Annotated in this window: 16 protein-coding genes; 10 read left to right on the forward strand and 6 right to left on the reverse strand. The window is 73.7% G+C overall.

Features of this window, described 5'->3' with window-relative positions:
* The first annotated feature begins 130 nt into the window (after nt 1-130).
* The 4 genes from ABZ635_RS08270 to ABZ635_RS08285 are packed head-to-tail and all read left to right on the forward strand — an operon-like array spanning nt 131 to nt 3,279.
* On the forward strand, nt 131-898 hold the full coding sequence (locus ABZ635_RS08270; RefSeq protein ID WP_357760825.1) for a 5-oxoprolinase subunit PxpA: 768 nt from the start codon (nt 131-133) through the stop codon (nt 896-898).
* Between the two features lie 28 nt (nt 899-926).
* Nucleotides 927-1,538, forward strand: a complete 612-nt coding sequence (locus ABZ635_RS08275) for an allophanate hydrolase subunit 1 (RefSeq protein ID WP_357760828.1) — start codon at nt 927-929, stop codon at nt 1,536-1,538.
* Nucleotides 1,535-2,413 carry a biotin-dependent carboxyltransferase family protein gene (locus tag ABZ635_RS08280; protein WP_357760831.1) on the forward strand — a complete coding sequence of 293 codons (879 nt, stop codon included), beginning with the start codon at nt 1,535-1,537 and terminating at the stop codon, nt 2,411-2,413. Before ABZ635_RS08275 ends, ABZ635_RS08280 begins: the two co-directional genes overlap by 4 nt.
* 50 nt (nt 2,414-2,463) lie before the next feature.
* Entirely contained in the window at nt 2,464-3,279 is an 816-nt protein-coding gene (locus ABZ635_RS08285; protein ID WP_357760834.1) for a putative hydro-lyase, read from the forward strand.
* A gap of 6 nt (nt 3,280-3,285) precedes the next feature.
* On the opposite strand, the gene ABZ635_RS08290 is transcribed toward ABZ635_RS08285, so the two are convergent.
* Both ABZ635_RS08290 and ABZ635_RS08295 read right to left on the reverse strand, forming a co-directional pair.
* On the reverse strand, nt 3,286-3,978 hold the full coding sequence (locus ABZ635_RS08290) for an ABC transporter ATP-binding protein (protein WP_357760836.1): 693 nt from the start codon (nt 3,976-3,978) through the stop codon (nt 3,286-3,288).
* Nucleotides 3,975-5,072, reverse strand: coding sequence for an ABC transporter permease (locus ABZ635_RS08295; protein WP_357760840.1), 1,098 nt, complete (start codon nt 5,070-5,072; stop codon nt 3,975-3,977). The genes ABZ635_RS08290 and ABZ635_RS08295 overlap by 4 nt, the downstream gene beginning before the upstream one ends.
* A 168-nt stretch (nt 5,073-5,240) precedes the next feature.
* Here ABZ635_RS08295 and ABZ635_RS08300 point away from each other — a divergent pair, with 168 nt between their 5' ends.
* A complete protein-coding gene (locus ABZ635_RS08300; protein WP_357760843.1) occupies nt 5,241-6,545 on the forward strand; it encodes a sensor histidine kinase in 1,305 nt (434 codons plus the stop codon).
* The gene (locus ABZ635_RS08305; RefSeq protein ID WP_357760846.1) at nt 6,538-7,227 is read left to right on the forward strand and encodes a response regulator transcription factor; all 690 of its coding nucleotides are present in this window, start codon (nt 6,538-6,540) and stop codon (nt 7,225-7,227) included. Before ABZ635_RS08300 ends, ABZ635_RS08305 begins: the two co-directional genes overlap by 8 nt.
* Nucleotides 7,228-7,248: 21 nt before the next feature.
* Here the strand turns inward: ABZ635_RS08305 and ABZ635_RS08310 are convergent, their stop codons facing one another.
* From ABZ635_RS08310 to ABZ635_RS08320, 3 genes are all read right to left on the reverse strand, one after another.
* Nucleotides 7,249-7,875: a hypothetical protein gene (locus ABZ635_RS08310; protein WP_357760849.1), complete on the reverse strand. Its 627-nt coding sequence runs from the start codon at nt 7,873-7,875 to the stop codon at nt 7,249-7,251.
* Nucleotides 7,876-8,054: 179 nt separating this feature from the next.
* Nucleotides 8,055-10,286: a glycoside hydrolase family 3 C-terminal domain-containing protein gene (locus ABZ635_RS08315; RefSeq protein ID WP_357760851.1), complete on the reverse strand. Its 2,232-nt coding sequence runs from the start codon at nt 10,284-10,286 to the stop codon at nt 8,055-8,057.
* Nucleotides 10,283-10,918 (reverse strand): TetR/AcrR family transcriptional regulator, encoded by a 636-nt coding sequence (locus tag ABZ635_RS08320; protein ID WP_357760854.1) that lies wholly within the window; start codon nt 10,916-10,918, stop codon nt 10,283-10,285. Before ABZ635_RS08320 ends, ABZ635_RS08315 begins: the two co-directional genes overlap by 4 nt.
* Before the next feature lie 804 nt (nt 10,919-11,722).
* Here ABZ635_RS08320 and ABZ635_RS08325 point away from each other — a divergent pair.
* The 3 genes from ABZ635_RS08325 (at nt 11,723) to ABZ635_RS08335 (ending at nt 15,155) form a co-directional block, all read left to right on the forward strand.
* A complete protein-coding gene (locus ABZ635_RS08325; protein ID WP_357760856.1) occupies nt 11,723-12,535 on the forward strand; it encodes a class I SAM-dependent methyltransferase in 813 nt (270 codons plus the stop codon).
* Nucleotides 12,536-12,731: 196 nt separating this feature from the next.
* On the forward strand, nt 12,732-13,217 hold the full coding sequence (locus tag ABZ635_RS08330) for a DUF1269 domain-containing protein (RefSeq protein WP_357760859.1): 486 nt from the start codon (nt 12,732-12,734) through the stop codon (nt 13,215-13,217).
* Between the two features lie 135 nt (nt 13,218-13,352).
* Nucleotides 13,353-15,155: an alkyl sulfatase dimerization domain-containing protein gene (locus tag ABZ635_RS08335; RefSeq protein ID WP_357760862.1), complete on the forward strand. Its 1,803-nt coding sequence runs from the start codon at nt 13,353-13,355 to the stop codon at nt 15,153-15,155.
* A 45-nt stretch (nt 15,156-15,200) separates the two neighbouring features.
* Here the strand turns inward: ABZ635_RS08335 and ABZ635_RS08340 are convergent, their stop codons facing one another.
* Nucleotides 15,201-15,953: a TetR/AcrR family transcriptional regulator gene (locus ABZ635_RS08340; RefSeq protein ID WP_357760865.1), complete on the reverse strand. Its 753-nt coding sequence runs from the start codon at nt 15,951-15,953 to the stop codon at nt 15,201-15,203.
* Between the two features lie 100 nt (nt 15,954-16,053).
* Here ABZ635_RS08340 and ABZ635_RS08345 point away from each other — a divergent pair, with 100 nt between their 5' ends.
* Complete coding sequence (locus ABZ635_RS08345; protein ID WP_357760868.1) at nt 16,054-17,559, forward strand: MFS transporter; 1,506 nt, start codon at nt 16,054-16,056, stop codon at nt 17,557-17,559.
* Nucleotides 17,560-17,604: the final 45 nt, after the last annotated feature.

The raw sequence follows: 17,604 nt of genomic DNA on the forward strand, positions 1-17,604 counted from the left end.
ACCCCAGCTGGCGGGGCGGCGCCCCCCCCCGGCGCCTCCCCCGCGCCTGCCCCGCCCCCCCGCCGGGGGGCCGCCGCGCCCCCCGCCGCCCCCCCCACCACTCGCGGGTACGAGAAACTGGAGGAAACACGTGCGCATCGACCTCAACTCCGACCTCGGCGAGAGCTTCGGCCGCTGGGAGCTCGGCGACGACCGGGCACTGCTGTCCATCGTCACCAGCGCCAACGTCGCCTGCGGATTCCACGCCGGTGACCCCTCGGTCCTGCGGCGCACCACCGCCGAGGCCGCCGCGCGCGGCGTCGCCGTCGGCGGACACGTGGCCTACCGCGACCTGGCCGGGTTCGGCCGCCGCTTCGTGGACGTCCCGCCCTCAGAACTCACCGACGAGGTGCTCTACCAGCTCGGCGCGCTGTCCGCCTTCACCGCGCTGACCGGCGACCGCGTCCGCTACGTCAAGCCGCACGGCGCCCTGTACAACGCGATCGTCCACCACGAGGAGCAGGCGGCGGCGGTCGTCGAGGCCGTCCGCGCCTTCGACCCCGACCTGCCCGTCCTCGGCCTGCCCGGGTCGAGCTTCCTCGAACAGGCCGAACGCGCGGGCCTGCGCACCTACCGCGAGGCCTTCGCCGACCGCGCCTACACACCGCGCGGCACGCTCGTCTCGCGCCGCGAACCCGGAGCCGTCCTGCACGACCCCGAGGCCATCGCCGCCCGCTGTCTGCGCATCGCCCGAGGCGAGCCCATCGAGGCCGTGGACGGCACCGAGATCCTGGTGCGGGCCGACTCCCTGTGCGTGCACGGCGACAGCCCCGGCGCGGTGGACATCGCCCGCGCGGTCGCCGAACTGCTGCGCGCCGAGGGCGTGACCATCACCCCCTTCACCGCCCCGTCCGCCTGACCGAGCCCGTCCCGACTTGGAGCCGTCCGTGCGCGTCCTGAACTGCGCCGACACCGGGGTGCTGGTGGAGGTCGCCGACCTCTCCCAGGTGATCGCCCTGGGTGCCGCCCTGGAGGCGGAGCCGCTACCCGGCGTCGCCGACGTCGTCCCCGCCGCCCGCACCGTCCTGCTGCGGCTGGAGCCCGGGGCCGACCCGGCCCGGGTGGCCGAGGCCGTCACCGGCCTGCGGCTCGGCGCCGCCGCCGACCTGGGCACGGGGGAGACCGTCACGGTCCCCGTGCACTACGACGGGGAGGACCTCGACGACATCGCCGCCCTCACCGGCCTCAGCCCGCTCGAGGTGGTGCGGGCCCACACCGCCGCCACCTGGACGGTCGCGTTCTGCGGGTTCGCCCCCGGTTTCGGCTACATGGTCGGCGACGACCCGCGCCTGAACGTGCCCCGCAGGGGGGAGGCCCGCACCCGCGTCCCCAAGGGATCGGTGGCGTTGGCCGGGGAGTTCACCGGCGTGTACCCGCGCAGCTCCCCCGGCGGCTGGCAGCTGCTCGGCCGCACCGACGCCGCGGTCTGGGACCTGGACCGCGACCCCCCGGGCCTCCTGCGCCCCGGTGTCCGCGTGCGCTTCGAGGAGGTCGCGTGAGCGCGGTGACCGGCGGCTCCGCCGCAGCCCTGGAGGTCCTGGCCACCGGACCGATGACCACCGTCCAGGACACCGGGCGCTTCGGGCACGCCTCCCTCGGCGTGGGCCGCTCCGGCGCCGCCGACGCCGACTCCTACGCCCTCGGCAACCGGCTGCTCGCCAACCCCGGGGGCGCCGCCGCGCTGGAGGTCACCCTCGGCGGACTGCGGGTCCGCGCGCGCGGGGCGGTCACGGTGACGCTGACCGGGGCCGAGGCGCCGGTCCGGGTCAACGGGCGCGGTGCCGCCTTCAACGAGGTCCTCCACCTGCCGGACGGCGCCGAGCTCTCCCTCGGCGTCCCCGCCCGGGGCCTGCGTTCCTACCTGGCCGTGCGCGGGGGAGTGGCGGTGCCGCCGGTCCTGGGCTCCCGCAGCACCGACGTGCTCGCCGGCCTGGGGCCCGACGTCCCCGCCGTCGGGGACCTGCTGCCCGTCGGACCCGCACCGACGGCCCTGCCCTGTGTGGACCACGCCCCCGTGGCGGCGGTCGGCGGTGACACGGTCGACCTGCGGGTCGTGCTCGGCCCGCGCGACGACTGGTTCACCGAACACGCCCTCACGACCCTGTTCTCCGGGGAGTACGAGGTGACCTCCCGCAGCGACCGGGTCGGCGCCCGGCTCTCCGGGCCGGTGCTGGAGCGCTCCCGCGAGGGCGAACTCCCCAGCGAGGGCATGGTCCCCGGATCACTCCAGGTACCGCCCGGCGGCGAACCCGTTCTGTTCCTCGCCGACCACCCCGTCACCGGCGGGTACCCCGTCATCGCGGTGGTGCGCTCGACCGACCTGCCCCGAGCGGCCCAGGCACGCCCCGGCACCCGCGTCCGATTCGTCCCGTGAGGTCGCGCGCCCGAGAGTGACCATACGGAGAAGAGAGAGGCAACGAACCGATGACCGACGACACCGACCAGGCCCGCCCCGAGCAGGCCTCCCCCGCCGACCTCCCGCCGGCCCGGGCACGCGCCCTGTTCCGCGCGGGGCTGCGCGTGCCCACCTCGGGCTACAGCTCCGGGTACGCCCAGGCCAACCTGATCTCGCTCCCGCGCGACCTCGCGTTCGACTTCCTGCTGTTCGCCCAGCGCAACCCCAAGGCGTGCCCGGTCCTGGACGTCACCGAGCCGGGCGAGGTGTCCGCGTCGATCTTCGACGGGGACCTGCGCACCGATCTGCCCGCCTACCGCGTGTACCGCGACGGCGCGTTCACCGAGGAGCGCACCGACGTCACCGACCTGTGGCGCGACGACCTGGTGTCCTTCCTCATCGGATGCAGCTTCACCTTCGAGACCCCGCTGCTGGAGGCCGGGGTGCCGGTCCGCCACATCGAGACCGGCGGCAACGTCGCGATGTACCGCACCAACCGGGAGTGCCGGCCGGCGGGACGCCTCTCGGGGCCGCTCGTGGTGTCCATGCGCCCGATCCCGGCTGGGCAGGTCGCGGACGCCGTCCGGATCACCTCCCGCTACCCGGCCGTGCACGGGGCGCCCGTCCACGTGGGAGACCCCTCGGCCCTGGGGATCACCCGTCTGGACCGGCCCGACTACGGTGACCCCGTGGAGGTGCGGGACGGCGAGGTACCGGTGTTCTGGGCCTGCGGCGTCACCCCGCAGGCGGCGGTGGCGGCGTCCGCGCCGGAGTTCGCGATCGGCCACGCCCCCGGCCACATGGCCGTCACCGACGTCCGCGACACCGTCTACCAGGTGCCCTGACCCGGATCAGCCCGCCCCCGGGCCGACCGCGAAGGGGCCCAGACGTCCGTCGCGCATCTCCAGCACCCGGTCGGCCGTGCCCAGGTACTCGGTGTCGTGCGTGACCAGCAGGGTCGCCACGTCGAAGGTTCCGGTCGCCTCCGCCAACAGATCCATGACGCGGCCGCCGCGCTCGTGGTCGAGCGCCGCGGTGGGCTCGTCCACCAACAGGACGCTCGGTCGCCCCACCAGGGCCCGGGCGATGTTCACGCGCTGGCGCTCGCCCCCCGACAACTGGTGCGGACGCCGGTGCTCCTTGCCGGTGAGTCCCACCGCGGCCAGGGTCTCCATCGAGGGCCCGCGTGTCTCGCGCGGCGGCCGCGAACGCATGTGCCCGGCCACCATCAGCTGCTCCACCGCGGTGAGGGAACCGAGCAGGTTGGGTTGCTGGAAGACGATCCCGACCCGCTCCAGCCTCAACCGGCTCAGGTCACCCGGGGACAGGCCCCGTGTACGGACCCCGCCCACCGTCACCAGGCCCGAGTCCGGACCCACCAGTGTGGCGGCCACGGCCAACAGGCTCGACTTGCCCGAACCGGAGGGGCCCACGACCGCCGTCATCGTTCCGGCGGCCACCTCGACCGACACACGGTCCAGGGCGGTCACCACCCCGTCGCCGTCGGGGTGGGTCAACGTCACGTCGTGCAGTTCCAGGCTCATCGCACGCCTCCCAGGGCGGTCAGAGGGTCGACGGAGGTGATCCGGCGGACGGCCAGGACCGCGCCGAGCATTCCCAGCACGACCATGGCGGCCACCGGTCCGAGCGTGGTCGCGGCGGTCAGCGAGAACGGCAGCACCGCGCCGGCCAGCGCGCCCAGACCCACCCCCAGCGCCCCGCCCACGGCGGACCCCGCGAGCAGCACGACGAGGGCCTGGGCGAGGGCGTCCCTGAGCAGGTAGCGGGTGGAGCCACCCAACGCCTTCAGGATCGCGATGTCACCGCCGCGTTGGACGGTCCACACCGTGAGGAACGCGCCGACCACCAGCGCGGAGATCACGTACAGGAACGCCTGCATGGTGACCAGGGAACCGTTCTCGGAGGAGAAGGAACCGATCGCCCGAAGGCTGCCGGACAGGGTCGTGGACACCGTTGCGGCCTCCTCGTCCGCCCGCACGGCGGCGGTCGTGTCCACACCCCGGGCCGCCACCACCGTGGCGACCGGGGCGTCGTCCCCCTCCGCGTGCCGCGCCCGGGGGTCGATCCCCTCCCAGACGTCGAGGTCGGTCCACACCACGGGCAGGTGGCTGTGGTGGCCGGTGGACGCGACGGCGGTCACCGTCAACCCGGTACCGGAGACGGACACCTCGTCCCCCACGCCCACCCCGAACTCCCCGGCGACGTCCTGGCTCATGACCAGCCCTGGGCCGGGTTCCAGACCGTCGGGGGCCAATGCGCCGCCCGGGACCGCGCCGAACAGCGCGACCGCCGCGCCGTCACCGCCGCCCAGCTCGGCCCGGGTCTGCGTGACCCCCAGGGGCTCGGACCACTCGACCCCCTCGGCGCGGGACCAGGCGTCCACCTGGTCGCGGGTGACGGCGCTGTCTCCGAAGGACTCCTCCGGTACGCCGTCACCGGTGGTCCCGAAGGCCACGCGGTCCGCGGGCAGACGCGCGACCGCCGACGTGGACTGGTCGGCCAACCCGGCGGTCAGCCCCGACAACAGGACGATCAACAGCGTGATCAGGGCGACGACGGCGCCCATCAGCACGAACCGCCCCCGGGCGAATCGGATGTCCCGAAGCGCGACGAACACGGCGGCCCCCTCTCTCTGGTGACTCGGATGTGGTGTGCCTCCACACTCGCGCCCCCGCGCCGCCGCGCACATCGGGTGAACGGAGCCCGTTCGGAGCACGGAGGGCGGACCCCGACATCCGTCGAACGATGGATACCGTCGGCCCCGACAGCCGCGTACGCTGCACTGATGCGGAACGCAGAGGTGCGCGGACACGAACCGCCCGGAGTGACCGGGGTGCTCTGGACGCTGCGCCTGCTCCTGCACGCCTGCTTCCTGTTCCTGCTCGCCGTGGGCGCCGCCCGGTACGCGCTCACCCACACCGGCCAAGCCCACGGCGCGTACTGGACGGTTCTCTGCGGCGCCGTGCTGCTCGGCGCCGTCTACTGCGCCGGGGCGCTGGCCGCCCGGCACGACCTCCACCGGACCCGCTCCCTCGTGTGGCTGGCGGCGGTCACCTGCCTCTGGGGAGCCCTCGCCTGGGCCGGGCCCGACTTCGTGTGGCTCGCGTTCCCCCTGTACTTCCTGCACCTGCACCTGCTGCGCGGGCTCCACTCGGTCCTGGCGGTCGTCGTCATCACCGCCGCCGTGGTCCTCGGCCAGGCGCTGCACACCGCGCACCTGACCGCCGGGATGGTGCTCGGCCCCGTCCTGGGGGCGGTCTTCGCGGTGGCGATCGCCGTCGGTTACTCGGCCCTGCGACGGGAGGGCGAGCGGCACCGCGCGCTCATCGACACCCTGACCCGCACACGAGGGGAGCTCGCCGCCTCCCAGCGCCGCACCGGGGTCCTCGACGAGCGGGAGCGACTGTCCCGGGAGATCCACGACACGCTCGCCCAGGGTCTGTCCAGTGTCATCCTGCTGTTGCGCTCGGCGGAGAACGCGCTGCCCGGGGACCCTGAGCTGGCCGCCACCCGGGTGGCGGAAGCCCGGGAGAGCGCGTCCGCCAACCTCGCCGAGGCCCGCCGGTTCGTTCGCGACCTCGCACCGCCCTCACTGACCGGCGCCAACCTGCCGGAGGCGTTGGGGAGGCTCTGCGAACGGGTGGGCCGCACGGAGGGGATCGACTGCCGGTTCCGCACGGACGGAGCCCCCACGGAACTCCCGTCCGGCTACGAGGTGGCGCTCCTGCGCGCGGCCCAGTCCAGTCTGGCCAACGTCGGCGCGCACGCCCGGGCCGACAGAGCCGTCGTCACCCTCGGCTACCTGGAGGGGGAGGTCACCCTGGACGTGTACGACGACGGGCGGGGGTTCGTCCCGGGGAGGACCGGTCCGAGGGACGACGGCACCGGCTACGGGCTCGTCGCCCTCCGCGAACGTGTCACCGACCTCGGCGGCCACCTGGAGGTCGAGTCCGCGCCCGGGCAGGGCACCGCCGTGGCCGTGCGCCTCCCCCTGGCACGGGAACAACGGGCGAACGGCGCCGACGACCGCCGACCCGGCGACACCGATGACGGACCCCGAGCACACGGTGGAGGACAGGACGATGGGTGACCGCGACGGACGTCTGACCCGAGGACCGGTGCCGGGGGAGCGCCCCTTGCGCATCCTCCTGGTGGACGACCACCCGGTGGTCCGGCACGGGCTCAAGGCCATGTTCGCCGAACGCGCCGACCTGGAGGTGGTGGCCGAGGCCGAGGACGGCCGCGCCGCCCTCGAAGCCCTCACCCGGCGCGGGGGAACGGCGGGGGTGGACGTCGTGCTCATGGATCTGAGACTGGGGGACGGGATGGACGGCGTGGCCGCCATCCGGCGCGTCACCGAGCTCGACCCACCGCCGCCCGTCCTCGTGCTCACCACCTACGACACCGACGGCGACATCCTCGCCGCCGTCGAGGCGGGCGCCACCGGGTACATGCTCAAGGACGCGCCCCCGGACCAGCTGTGCGAGGCCGTGCACGCGGCGGCACGCGGTCAGACCGCGCTCGCCCCAGGTGTCGCCAACCGGCTGATGGACCGGCTCCGGTCGCCGAGCCCCGTGTTGAGCGGTCGTGAGCTGGAGATCCTCGGCCTGCTCACCCGGGGGCTGTCCAACAGGGCCATCTCACGCGAGCTGTTCATCAGCGAGGCGACCGTCAAGACCCATCTGGTGCACGTGTTCGACAAGCTCGGCGTCGACAACAGGACCGCCGCCATCACCACGGCCCTCAGGCGCGGGCTCGTCCGAGTCGACTGAGCCGTCCGACCGGCCGTGCGTCTAGGTGGCGGAGCGGGCGGGCCGGGGACGCAGACCCAGGCGACGTAGTTCCAGGTCGGCGAGGCCCGCCACCGTGGCGGGGTCGTTGGCGCGCCAGGCTCCGGCGGGGTCGGCGTGCACCTCCAGCAACCGGCTGGTGGAGGCCGAGGACAGCGCCCGCAGCGCGAGGAGCCGGGCCTGGGCGTCCGGGGCCAGCCGGTCCAGGCGGCGCGTTCCGGTGGCCCGGCGAATCCACCGCACCCGCATGGGCAGCCAGGTCGCCGCGACCAGGTACAGCGGGATCGCCACCACGAGCAGCGGCAGGGTGACGGCGAGCGTACCCACGGTCTCCTGGAAGGACTCGCCCGCCTGGCTCATCGTGGCACCGGTGTCACTGAGGTTGTCGAAGGGCGTGGCCAGGGCGTCACCGGCGAAGGGCACCTGGCGGACGTTCTCCGCGGCCGTCCCCATGTGTTCCGTGAACCCCGCCCCGGTGCTCGCCATCAGCTCGCCGGGGCGGTTCAGGGTCAGGACGGCCTCGCGCAGGGTCAGGGCCGCGTAGACCCACGCGCAGACCCAGACCAGGGCGAATAGGTCGGAAACGAGTTGGAGTACGGCGCGCACGGGAGTGTCGGCGTAGAGCTTCACGGGGGGCTCCTGGGGGGTGAGGAGGTAGGAGGGGAGAGGGGCGCGGGGCCCCGCTTGCCCGTACCCGTTTTCACTCGGGCGCACCCGCGCGCACCCGTCTCCGGCCACCACCGGGGCGCGCCCCGGTGGTGGCCGGGGCCCTGGACCCGGTGCGCCAGGAACCGGACCGCCCGTGATGCCTAGCCGGTGAACTCGCCGCGTGCCACGGCCGCCCTTCTGCGTGTCTCCACATCGTCCACCAACAGGTCCACCATCTCCTCCGTGACGCCCAACCCGAAGGTGCGCAGCGTGACGACCGGCAACGACCGCGCCATCTCCAGCATCTCGGGCGCGAGGTCGTCCATCCCCGGGAACGCGGCGATGACCTCCTCCATCACCGGCCCGCCGATCGGGTGCGAGCGCCATTCGCCCACGGTGCAGTACTTGGTCAGCGGACGCACGTAACGGTCTCCGTCGGTGGTGATCTCCCCGCGCAGGCGCAGGTCCCGGGACGAGGCCCCGACGGAGACGGTGTAGGTGCCCGCCGCCAGGGACCAGCGCTGGTCCCGGGTGTCCCACACCGACAGGTCGCGACCGGTCAGCGGCAGTTCCACCCGGGTGCTGCCGCCCGGTTCCAGGTCCACCTTCGCGAACCCGCGCAGTTCGTGCCGGGGCCGGGTCGGGTAGTCCTGTTCGATCCCCGTGTACAGCTGGGCCACCTCCTGCCCGGATCGGTCACCGGTGTTGGTCACGGTGAACGTCACCGTCCACGCCCCGTCCCCGGCCGGGGCGACCTCCAGTTCCGAGTACGCGAAGGTCGTGTAGGTCAGCCCGTGCCCGAAGGGGTAGGCGACCGGCACGTCCAGGGTGTCGAAGTGGCGGTAGCCGACGAACACCCCCTCCCCGTGCCGGACCACGCCGTTCTCACCCGGGAAGTTCAGGTAGGTGGCGTGGTCGCTCAACCTGAGGGGGACGGTCTCGGTGAGCCGGCCCGAGGGGGAGGCCGCCCCGGTCAGGACGTCCACCGTGGCGGCCCCGCCCGCCTGGCCGAGGAGCCAGCCCTCCACCACGGCGTCGGCCAGGCCCCGCCATCCCGCCACGGACACCACGCCGCCGTTGGAGAGCACGACCACCACCCGTTCGCTGACCTCGCGTACCCGGGCCAGCAGTTCCAGCTGGTTCCGGGGCAGGTCCAGGGTGGTCCGGTCGTAGCCCTCGGACTCGGCCTCGTCCGGAAGCCCCAGGAACAGCACCGCCGTGTCCGCCTCGCGGGCGGCCGTCACCGCCTCCTCGGCCAGGGACGGGTCGGTCGTCCCGTCCACGGTGAAGCCGGGCGCGAACCGCACGTCCGCCAGGGCGCTCTCGAACGCCTCCCACGCGCTGTGTACCCGGGTCGGTACCACCCGGGAGGAGCCGCCGCCCTGGTAACGGGGGCTCCGGGCGAACTCACCGATCACCGCGACCGAACGCGTGGGGGCCAACGGGAGGACTCCCCCCTCGTTCTTCAACAGGACCAGCGCCTCGCGGGCCGCCTCCCGGGCCAGCGCGTCGTGCGCCTCGTGCTCCAGGGGGAGGGTGGGGTCGGTGGACACCCGCTCCTGGAGGCGCCGCAGCCGGTCCACCACGGTGTCCAGTACGGACTCGTCCAGGTCGCCCCGCTCCACCGCCTCCACGACGAGCCGGTCGGTACCGCTCGGCGGCATCTCCAGGTCGAGTCCGGCGCGTACCGCGGCCACCCGGTCCACCACGGCGCCCCAGTCGGAGACCACCACGCCCTCGAACCCCCACTCGTCGCGCAGGAGCTCGGTCAGCAACCACGGGTCCTGGCTCGTGTACACCCCGTTGAGCCGGTTGTAGGAGCTCATCACCATGGCGGGCGACGTCGTACGGACGACCTCCTCGAAGGCGGACAGGTAGATCTCGCGCAGGGCGCGCCCGTCCACCTCGGCGCTGACCCGGTGCCGGTCGGTCTCCTGGTTGTTGGCGGCGAAGTGCTTCACGCAGGCGCCCACCCCCCGCGACTGGACGCCGCTCACCAGGGCGGCGGCGATGCGCGCGGTGACGTGCGGGTCCTCGGAGACGTACTCGAAGTTGCGCCCGCACAGCGGTGAGCGCTTGATGTTCATGCCCGGGCCCAGCACCACGTCCACGCCCTGGGCGCTGGCCTCGCCGCCCAGGGCCGCGCCGACCCGGCGGACGAGGTCGGGGTTCCAGGTCGAGCCGAGGGCCACCGCGGGCGGGAAGCAGGTGGCCGGGACGCTCCCGCCGATGCCCAGGTGGTCGCCCTCCTCGGGCTGGTGCCGCAGCCCGTGCGGGCCGTCCGCCAGGTGGAGGGGGCGCAGCACGCCCTCCACCCCGGTGCTGTGCCAGGTGTCGGAACCGGAGGTGGCCGAGGCCTTCGCGGCGAGGTCGGGTCGTGGTGCGGTGCTCATACGGTCCTGTCTTCCGAGGGGTCGGTGCTGCTGTCGTCGGGGGCCGGGACGGTGATTCCGAGGCCCCGGAGGAAGGAGGTGACCACGGTCCGCATGTCCACGGAGTCGGGGTCGAGGAGCCACTGCACCTGGAGTCCGTCCTGGAGGGCGACGAACTGCCGGGCCGCGACCTCCGGAGCGGGGTGCGCACGTGCGCCGAGAAGCCCGGCGAACGCGGTGGTGAGGTGCTCGCGCAGGACGCGGTACCTGCGGACGAAGTACGCGTGGGCGGGGTGGGCGGGGTCGGTGGCCTCGGCCGACAGGTTCACGTAGAGGGAGACCAGCCCGGGGGTCGCGGTGTTGCGTTCCACGATCCGCACGATGTTGTCGACGAGTTCGCGGTGGCTCAGGTCGGGGCTGAGGACCAGCGGCGCGTCGGCCTCGTCACGCCTGCTCAGGACGTGCAGGAGCATGGCCTCCTTGTTGGGGAAGTGGTGCAGTGCCCCGGCGTGGGTGATCCCGGCGTGGGCGGCGATGTCGCGCAGGGACACCGCCCGGTATCCGGACCGCGAGAACAGTTCGGTGGCGGAGTCGATGATGCGCTGCCGGGTGCGCTCACCCTTGCTCGGCCGGGTGCGGTGTGCGTCCGCCACTGGTCGGTCTCCTCGCGGTCGGTCGCGCCACGGATTCCACCGGGGCGGCGAAGTCCTGGTTCGCTCCGAGACTACGGTCGGGTGCCGCCGTCGCCCCGGTACGCGGCGCCGCGTCGTACGGGGGGCGCGGAGAATTTACCACTTGGTTAATTTGTGGCACAAGACACATGACGTCCTCCGCTCGTCGATACACCGACACCGGTGACTCCCCGAACCCGATCAGTTCGGCCCGCCCACGAGCCTGACCCGCCCGACGAGCCCACGAGCCCGACCGGCCGGGCCTTGCCCGCTCCGCCCGGCCCGCCCGACGAGCCTGACCGGCCGGGCCGACCGGCACTCCTCGCCCAGGGGCGCCGTCTGCCACGGCTGGGGCACCGGGCGGCGGCCGGGCCGAGGGCCACATCCCGGGGAGGCCCGGCCGTCCCGGGCTGGTGCGGACACGGCGACCGCGCGGGTGTGCGGAGGTCGATCGCCTGGGCGTGACGGGTGGCGGGTGGCGGTGGCCGGTGGCGCATCGGAGGCCTCCTGCGCGCGGCGGAACGGCGAGGACCCTCCCAGGACACCAGGCCGGGGGAGCCCGCGCCAGCCCCGGCCGTGCATCTGTGGACAACCCGCCGTTCCCGCCTCGGTTCGGGCACCGCGTGGGCTCCGACCCCACAGCACCCCCACCGTCGCTCGGGACCAGGGCGCGCACGGCCCCTTCCGATCCCGTCCACACCGGTTGTCGCACCGTCACGGGGCCGCCCTCCGGCGCACCCTCGGCTACGTTCGGAGGGTCCCCCCACCCCGACGAGAGGGTCACAGATGAGCGACGACCACACCGGGTGCGGGCGCGCCGCAGACCGCACCCAGGCCTTCGCCGGTCTCACCGACCACTACCGCGCCTTCCGTCCCGGCTACCCCGAAGGGGTCCTCGACACCCTGCGCGAACACGTACGCGCCGGGGCCACGGACGCCTGGCCCGACCCCTGGCTGCTGCTCGACGCGGGTTCGGGCACGGGCATCTCCACCCGGGCCCTGCGCGCGCTTTTCGGTCCCGGTCCCAGGGTGGTCGGCGTCGAACCCGGTCACGACATGCTCCGCGCCGCCCAGGCGGAGGGCGGCGGGGTCGACTACGTCGCCGCCCGCGCGGAGGAGGTCCCCTTCGCGGACGGCTCCGCCGTGCTCGTCCTCACCGCGCAGGCCCTGCACTGGTTCGACCGCCCCGCCTTCTACGCCGAGTCCGTCCGCCTGCTGGCCTCCGGCGGCACCCTCGCCGTGCTCAACAACAACCGGGACCTCTCGGGCAGCGCGTTCGTCGACGACCACGAGGGGCTCCTGGAGCGGTACAGCCCCGGCTACGACCGCCACCACCGCCGGTACGACCTGGTCGGGGAACTCGCGGGGACCCCTGGCCTGACCGGGGTGGTCGAGCACACCCACCCCTGGACCCGGGAGCTCACCACCGACGAGTACCTGGGGGCGGCGCTCTCCTCCAGCCGGACGGCGGCCGTGGTCCGCGAACTCGGCGAGGAGCGCACCCGCGCCGAGATCAGGGCCGTCGCCGACCGCCACTTCCCCGACGGCCGGGTCCTGATGCCCTACACCACCCAGTTGGTGGTGGCCCGCCGCGTGTGACCGCCTGACGGCCGCGCGGGCCGGGTCGGAGTCCGGGCGCCCGTCCGGGCCGCCGGCACAGGTCCCGGTCGGCCCGTTCGGGGCTTTGCGGGATCGCTCCCTCCCACTGGCCTTGGCCTGAGACGGCCCGGGGAACGCTCCCGCAGATCGGGCCCGCTCACGGCGGGCCGGACGACGACGGGGGGAACCAGCACCCATGGCGCAGCTGATCGTACTCGGGGTGGCCGACCGCGACACCGCCGAGAAGGCGCTCGACATCGCCTCGGAGCTCAACAAGCAGGAGCTCCTCCAACTGGAGGACGCCGCCTACGCCTACAAGGACGACAAGGGCCGTCCCCGCATCCACCAGACCGTGAACCTCACCGGGTACGGGGCGGCGGGCGGCGCCCTGTGGGGGACGCTCATCGGCCTGCTCTTCCTGAACCCGCTCCTCGGTCTGGCCGTCGGCGCGGGCGCGGGCGCCATCGCGGGACGCCTCAGCGACGTGGGTATCGACGACGACATGATCCGTGAGATCGGCTCCGAGCTCCAGCGGGACCGGGCCGCCGTCTTCCTGCTCGCGGCCGACGCCACCATCGACCGGGTCGTCGACGCGTTCCGTCCGCTCGACCCCACGGTCATCCAGACCAACCTGTCCAAGGACAACGAGCGGGAGCTCGTCGAGGCCCTGCGCTCCGAGTAGGCGCCGCCGAGGCCGACCCCCTGGGGGAACCGGCCGCTCCCACGCCGCCGACGCCGAGCACCGGCGTCTCCACCGGGCCGGGCACGCGGTTCGCCCCCGGCCGGACGAGCCGCGTCCGTACGACGAGGAGCAGTGATGACCGGTCACGGGCCCGACCACTCCGACGACACCGACTTCGCCAACGCCGAGCGCGGCCTGGTCGCGCGGCTCTCTCCCGGCCAGGTCCGGGACGCGGACGGGCGTGTGGTGTGGGACGCCGACGCGTACGCCTTCCTCCAGGGGGAGTGCCCCGACACCGCCAACCCGAGCCTGTGGCGCCAGTCCCAGCTGTGCGCCAAACAGGGGCTGTTCGAGGTCACCGAGGGGATCTACCAGGTCCGGGGCCTGGACCTGTCGAACATGACCCTCGTGGAGGGCGACCAGGGCGTCCTGGTCATCGACCCCCTGATCTCCGCCGAGCCGGCGCGCGCCGGGCTCGACCTGTACCGCGAGCACCGGGGGAACCGGGCCGTCAGCGGGGTCGTCTACTCGCACTCGCACGTCGACCACTTCGGCGGGGTCGGCGGTGTCACCGACGGCACGGTCCCGATCCTCGCCCCGGCCGGGTTCCTGGAGAACGCCGTGGCGGAGAACGTGCACGCGGGTCCCGCCATGGCCCGCCGCAACCTCTTCCACACGGGGTCCCGCCTGGAGGTCGGGCCGCGCGGGCAGATCGGTGTGGGGCTCGGCCAGACCAGGTCGATGGGCACCGTCACCCTGATCGCGCCCAACCGGGAGATCACCCGCACCGGGCAGGAGGAGGTGGTGGACGGGGTGCGGATCGTGTTCCAGATGACCCCGGGGACCGAGGCCCCCACGGAGATGAACTTCTACTTCCCCGACCACCGTGCCCTGTGCATGGCGGAGAACGTCACCCACAACCTGCACAACATCCTCACCCTGCGCGGCGCCCAGGTGCGCGACGCCCGCGTGTGGTCGCGCTACCTGGACGAGTCGGTGGAGCTGTTCGGGTACGAGTCGGACGTGCTCTTCGCGTCCCACCACTGGCCCACCTGGGGCACGGAGAAGCTGGTGGAACTCCTGTGCCAGCAGCGCGACATGTACGCCTACCTGCACGACCAGACGCTGCGGCTGATGAACCGTGGGTGGGTGGGCGCGGAGATCGCCGAACAGTTGCGGATGCCCCCGGGACTGGAGCGGGAGTGGCACACCCGGGGCTACTACGGTTCGGTCAACCACAACGTGAAGGCGATCTACCAGCGCTACATGGGCTGGTTCGACGGCAACCCGGCCCATCTGTGGGAGCACCCTCCCGAGGAGGCCGCGCTGCGGTACGTGGAGTGCATGGGCGGCGTGGACGAGGTGCTGTCGCGCGCGGCGGAGTTCCGTGACCGGGGCGACCTGAGGTTCGCCGCGACGCTGCTCAACCACGCGGTGTTCGCCGAGCCGGGCGACGAGCGGGCGCGGGAGGCCCTGGCCGGGGTGTACGAGCGGTTGGGGTTCGGCTCGGAGAACGGCACGTGGCGCAATTTCTACCTACAGGGAGCGGCCGAGCTGCGGCAGGGCAGACCGGACCTGCCGTCCAACCTGGGTACCGGGATGGCCGCGGCGCTGTCGGTGGACCAGCTCTTCGAGTCGCTGGCGATCCGGGTCAACGGGCCGCGCGCCTGGGACGAGCGGTTCGCCGTCGACTGGGTGTTCACCGACCTGGACACCACGTACCGGACCACGCTCTCCAACGGTGCGCTCACCACAAGGGAGAAGCCGCGTCGGGGAGAGCCCGGGCTGACGGTCACGCTCAACAAGTTCCGCCTGTTGCGTCTGCTCGCGGGCAAGGGGACCGAGGGTATGGCGTTCGCCGGGGACGCGGAGCTGCTGGACCGGCTGCTCGGAGTGCTGGACCGGCCGGACCCCTCGTTCGACATCGTGACGCCCTGACGGCGGGCCCCCGGGGCCGGGGCGTTCACGGCCCGGCGGGTCGTCTCACGCCCGGGCCCGCCCGGTCGGACCGGGGCCGGGGGCGGACCGGGTGGTCCCGGCCGGAGCCGCCGTGTTCGTGCCCGACTGGGCGGCGATCCCGTCCAGGACCATCTCCAGGCCGGTCATGACCCAGTCCTCGCCTCCGGTCTCGTCGTCCTCCGGGGCGGACCCGACCAGTGCGGCCACTCGGGGGAAGGCGGAGAGGTCGTCGCCGCCGAGCCTGCCGCGCCAGGCGTCCCCGGGGGCCGGGCCCGTGGCCGCGTTTCCGCCGTCGGGGTTCCGCGGATGGGTCTCCGAGGGGGCCAGGGCCATCCGCGCACTGCCCTGGAGGTGGTGTGTGACCGCCATGATCGCGCGCCCCGCCTGCCCCGGGCTGAGTCCGAGGGGCTCCAGGGCGGTCAGCGCCCACTCCATCGACGCGAGCATGTGCGGGCCCACGGGCGGAGCGAGGGTCGCGGCGGCGGTGAGCATCCAGGGGTGGGCCGTGTACATCTCCCAGTCGTGTCGGGCCAGCAGGCGCATGCGCGCGCGCCAGTCCAGGTCGCCCGGGTCGGGGTAGGCGTGACGGGAGTGCAGGGAGTCGAGCATCTCCCGGAGGAGTTCCTCCTTGTCGGAGACGTGTCGGTAGAGCGACATGGTCCCCGCGCCGAGGTGCTTCGCGACGCGGCGCATGGAGACCGCGTCCAGACCCTCGGCGTCGGCGAGGCCGATCGCGACCTCGACGATCCGTTCCCTGCTCAGCGTGTGTGCCGCCACGTTCACCCCTGCTCGGCCGTTGCGGTCACGCTAACACTTGCGTACGGTGTACCCGTCAGGTGCGTACAGCGTACCCACCCCCTAGTGAACCGAGACCGTCATGACCGCGCAGACCAGACGCGACCACACACGGCGATGGCTCTCCCTCGTCGTCCTCGTCGTCCCCGTGCTCCTCACCTCGATGGACATCTCCATCCTGTACATGGCCGTCCCCTCCATCACGGCGGACCTGGCTCCCACCACCGGCCAGACCCTCTGGATTCTCGACGCCTACGGCTTCCTCCTGGCCGGACTGCTGATCACCGCGGGCAGCCTCGGCGACCGGATCGGGCGGCGGCGCCTGCTCCTGGCGGGCTCCGCGCTCTTCGGCGCCGCGTCCCTCGCGGCCGCGCTCTCCACCACCCCCGAGGCGCTGATCACCGCCCGCGCCCTCATGGGCGTCGGCGGGGCCGCGCTCATGCCGTCCACGCTCGCGCTGATCCGCAACGTCTTCACCGACCCCGCCGAACGCACCCGCGCCATCGGGCTCTGGACGGCGGCCTTCGCCGGGGGAGCGGCGCTCGGGCCCGTGGTCGGCGGCGGACTGATGGAGTTCTTCGACTGGGGCTCGGTGTTCCTGGTCAACGTTCCCGTCGTCATCGCCCTCGTGGTGGTGGGGGCCCTCGTCCTGCCCGAGTACCGGGCCGAGGACCCCGCCCCGCTCGACGCTCCGAGCGTGGTCCTCTCCTTCGCGTTCGTGCTGCCCGTGGTGTGGGCGGTCAAGGACGCTGCTGAGGGGCTCGCGGTGACCCCGGCCAACACCGCGGCGCTGCTGGTCGGGCTGTGCTGCGGGGCGGTGTTCGTGCGGCGCCAGCGACGGCTGCCCGTCCCGCTGGTCGACGTCTCCCTGTTCGCCGAGCGGCGCTTCACCGGGGCCGTGCTCGCCGGTGCGCTCATGATGTTCACGCTGGTGGGCATGATGCTGCACACCGCCCAGTTCCTCCAGCTGGTCCGGGAGTTCTCACCCCTGCGCGCCGCGCTCCTGCTGCTCCCCGTCCTGGCCGCGGTGGCGGTGACCTCCGCGCTCGCCGCCGGTGCGGCGAGGAGGTACGGGCACCGGGCGGTGTTCGTGACCGGGGCCCTGCTCTCGGCCTCGGGAATGCTCGCGCTCGGACTCACCCCCGCCGACCCGCCCACCTGGTGGGTCCTGGTCGGGTCCGCGACGGTCGGCATGGGCGTGGGGCCGGTGGTCGCTCTCGCGGTGGACGTGGTGGTCGCGGCGGTCAGCCCGGACCGGGCGGGGGCCGCCTCGGCGGTGTCGGAGACCGCCAACGAGTTCGGGGCCGCGCTGGGGATCGCGGTCCTGGGCACCGTCAGTGCCGCGGTGTACCGCTCCAGGGTCGAGGCGGGCCTGCCGCACGACGTTCCCGCCGAGGGGGTGGAGGTGATCGGTTCCAGCCTGGGCGCGGCCCTGGCCGTCGCCGAGAGGCTGCCCCACGCCGCTCGGGACCTCGCCGAGACGGCACGTGAGGCGTTCGTGTCCGGGATGGCGGCCACCGGCAGGGTCGGGGCGGGACTGCTGTTCGCCCTCGCCCTCGGCCTCGCGGTGCTGCTGCGCAGGAGCTGACCCGCCCCCGGGAGACGGCTCGGGGCCGGGATCGGGGACGGCGGT

The organism is Nocardiopsis sp. NPDC007018, assembly GCF_040635075.1.
GTDB lineage: Bacteria > Actinomycetota > Actinomycetes > Streptosporangiales > Streptosporangiaceae > Nocardiopsis.

Coding starts and splice junctions, on each gene's coding strand:
- ABZ635_RS08290 (WP_357760836.1), bottom strand. CDS start 3,978: ATGAGCCTGGAACTGCACGACGTGACGTTGACCCACCCCGACGGCGAC.
- ABZ635_RS08315 (WP_357760851.1), bottom strand. CDS start 10,286: ATGAGCACCGCACCACGACCCGACCTCGCCGCGAAGGCCTCGGCCACC.
- ABZ635_RS08285 (WP_357760834.1), top strand. CDS start 2,464: ATGACCGACGACACCGACCAGGCCCGCCCCGAGCAGGCCTCCCCCGCC.
- ABZ635_RS08305 (WP_357760846.1), top strand. CDS start 6,538: ATGGGTGACCGCGACGGACGTCTGACCCGAGGACCGGTGCCGGGGGAG.
- ABZ635_RS08345 (WP_357760868.1), top strand. CDS start 16,054: ATGACCGCGCAGACCAGACGCGACCACACACGGCGATGGCTCTCCCTC.
- ABZ635_RS08325 (WP_357760856.1), top strand. CDS start 11,723: ATGAGCGACGACCACACCGGGTGCGGGCGCGCCGCAGACCGCACCCAG.
- ABZ635_RS08330 (WP_357760859.1), top strand. CDS start 12,732: ATGGCGCAGCTGATCGTACTCGGGGTGGCCGACCGCGACACCGCCGAG.
- ABZ635_RS08300 (WP_357760843.1), top strand. CDS start 5,241: ATGCGGAACGCAGAGGTGCGCGGACACGAACCGCCCGGAGTGACCGGG.
- ABZ635_RS08335 (WP_357760862.1), top strand. CDS start 13,353: ATGACCGGTCACGGGCCCGACCACTCCGACGACACCGACTTCGCCAAC.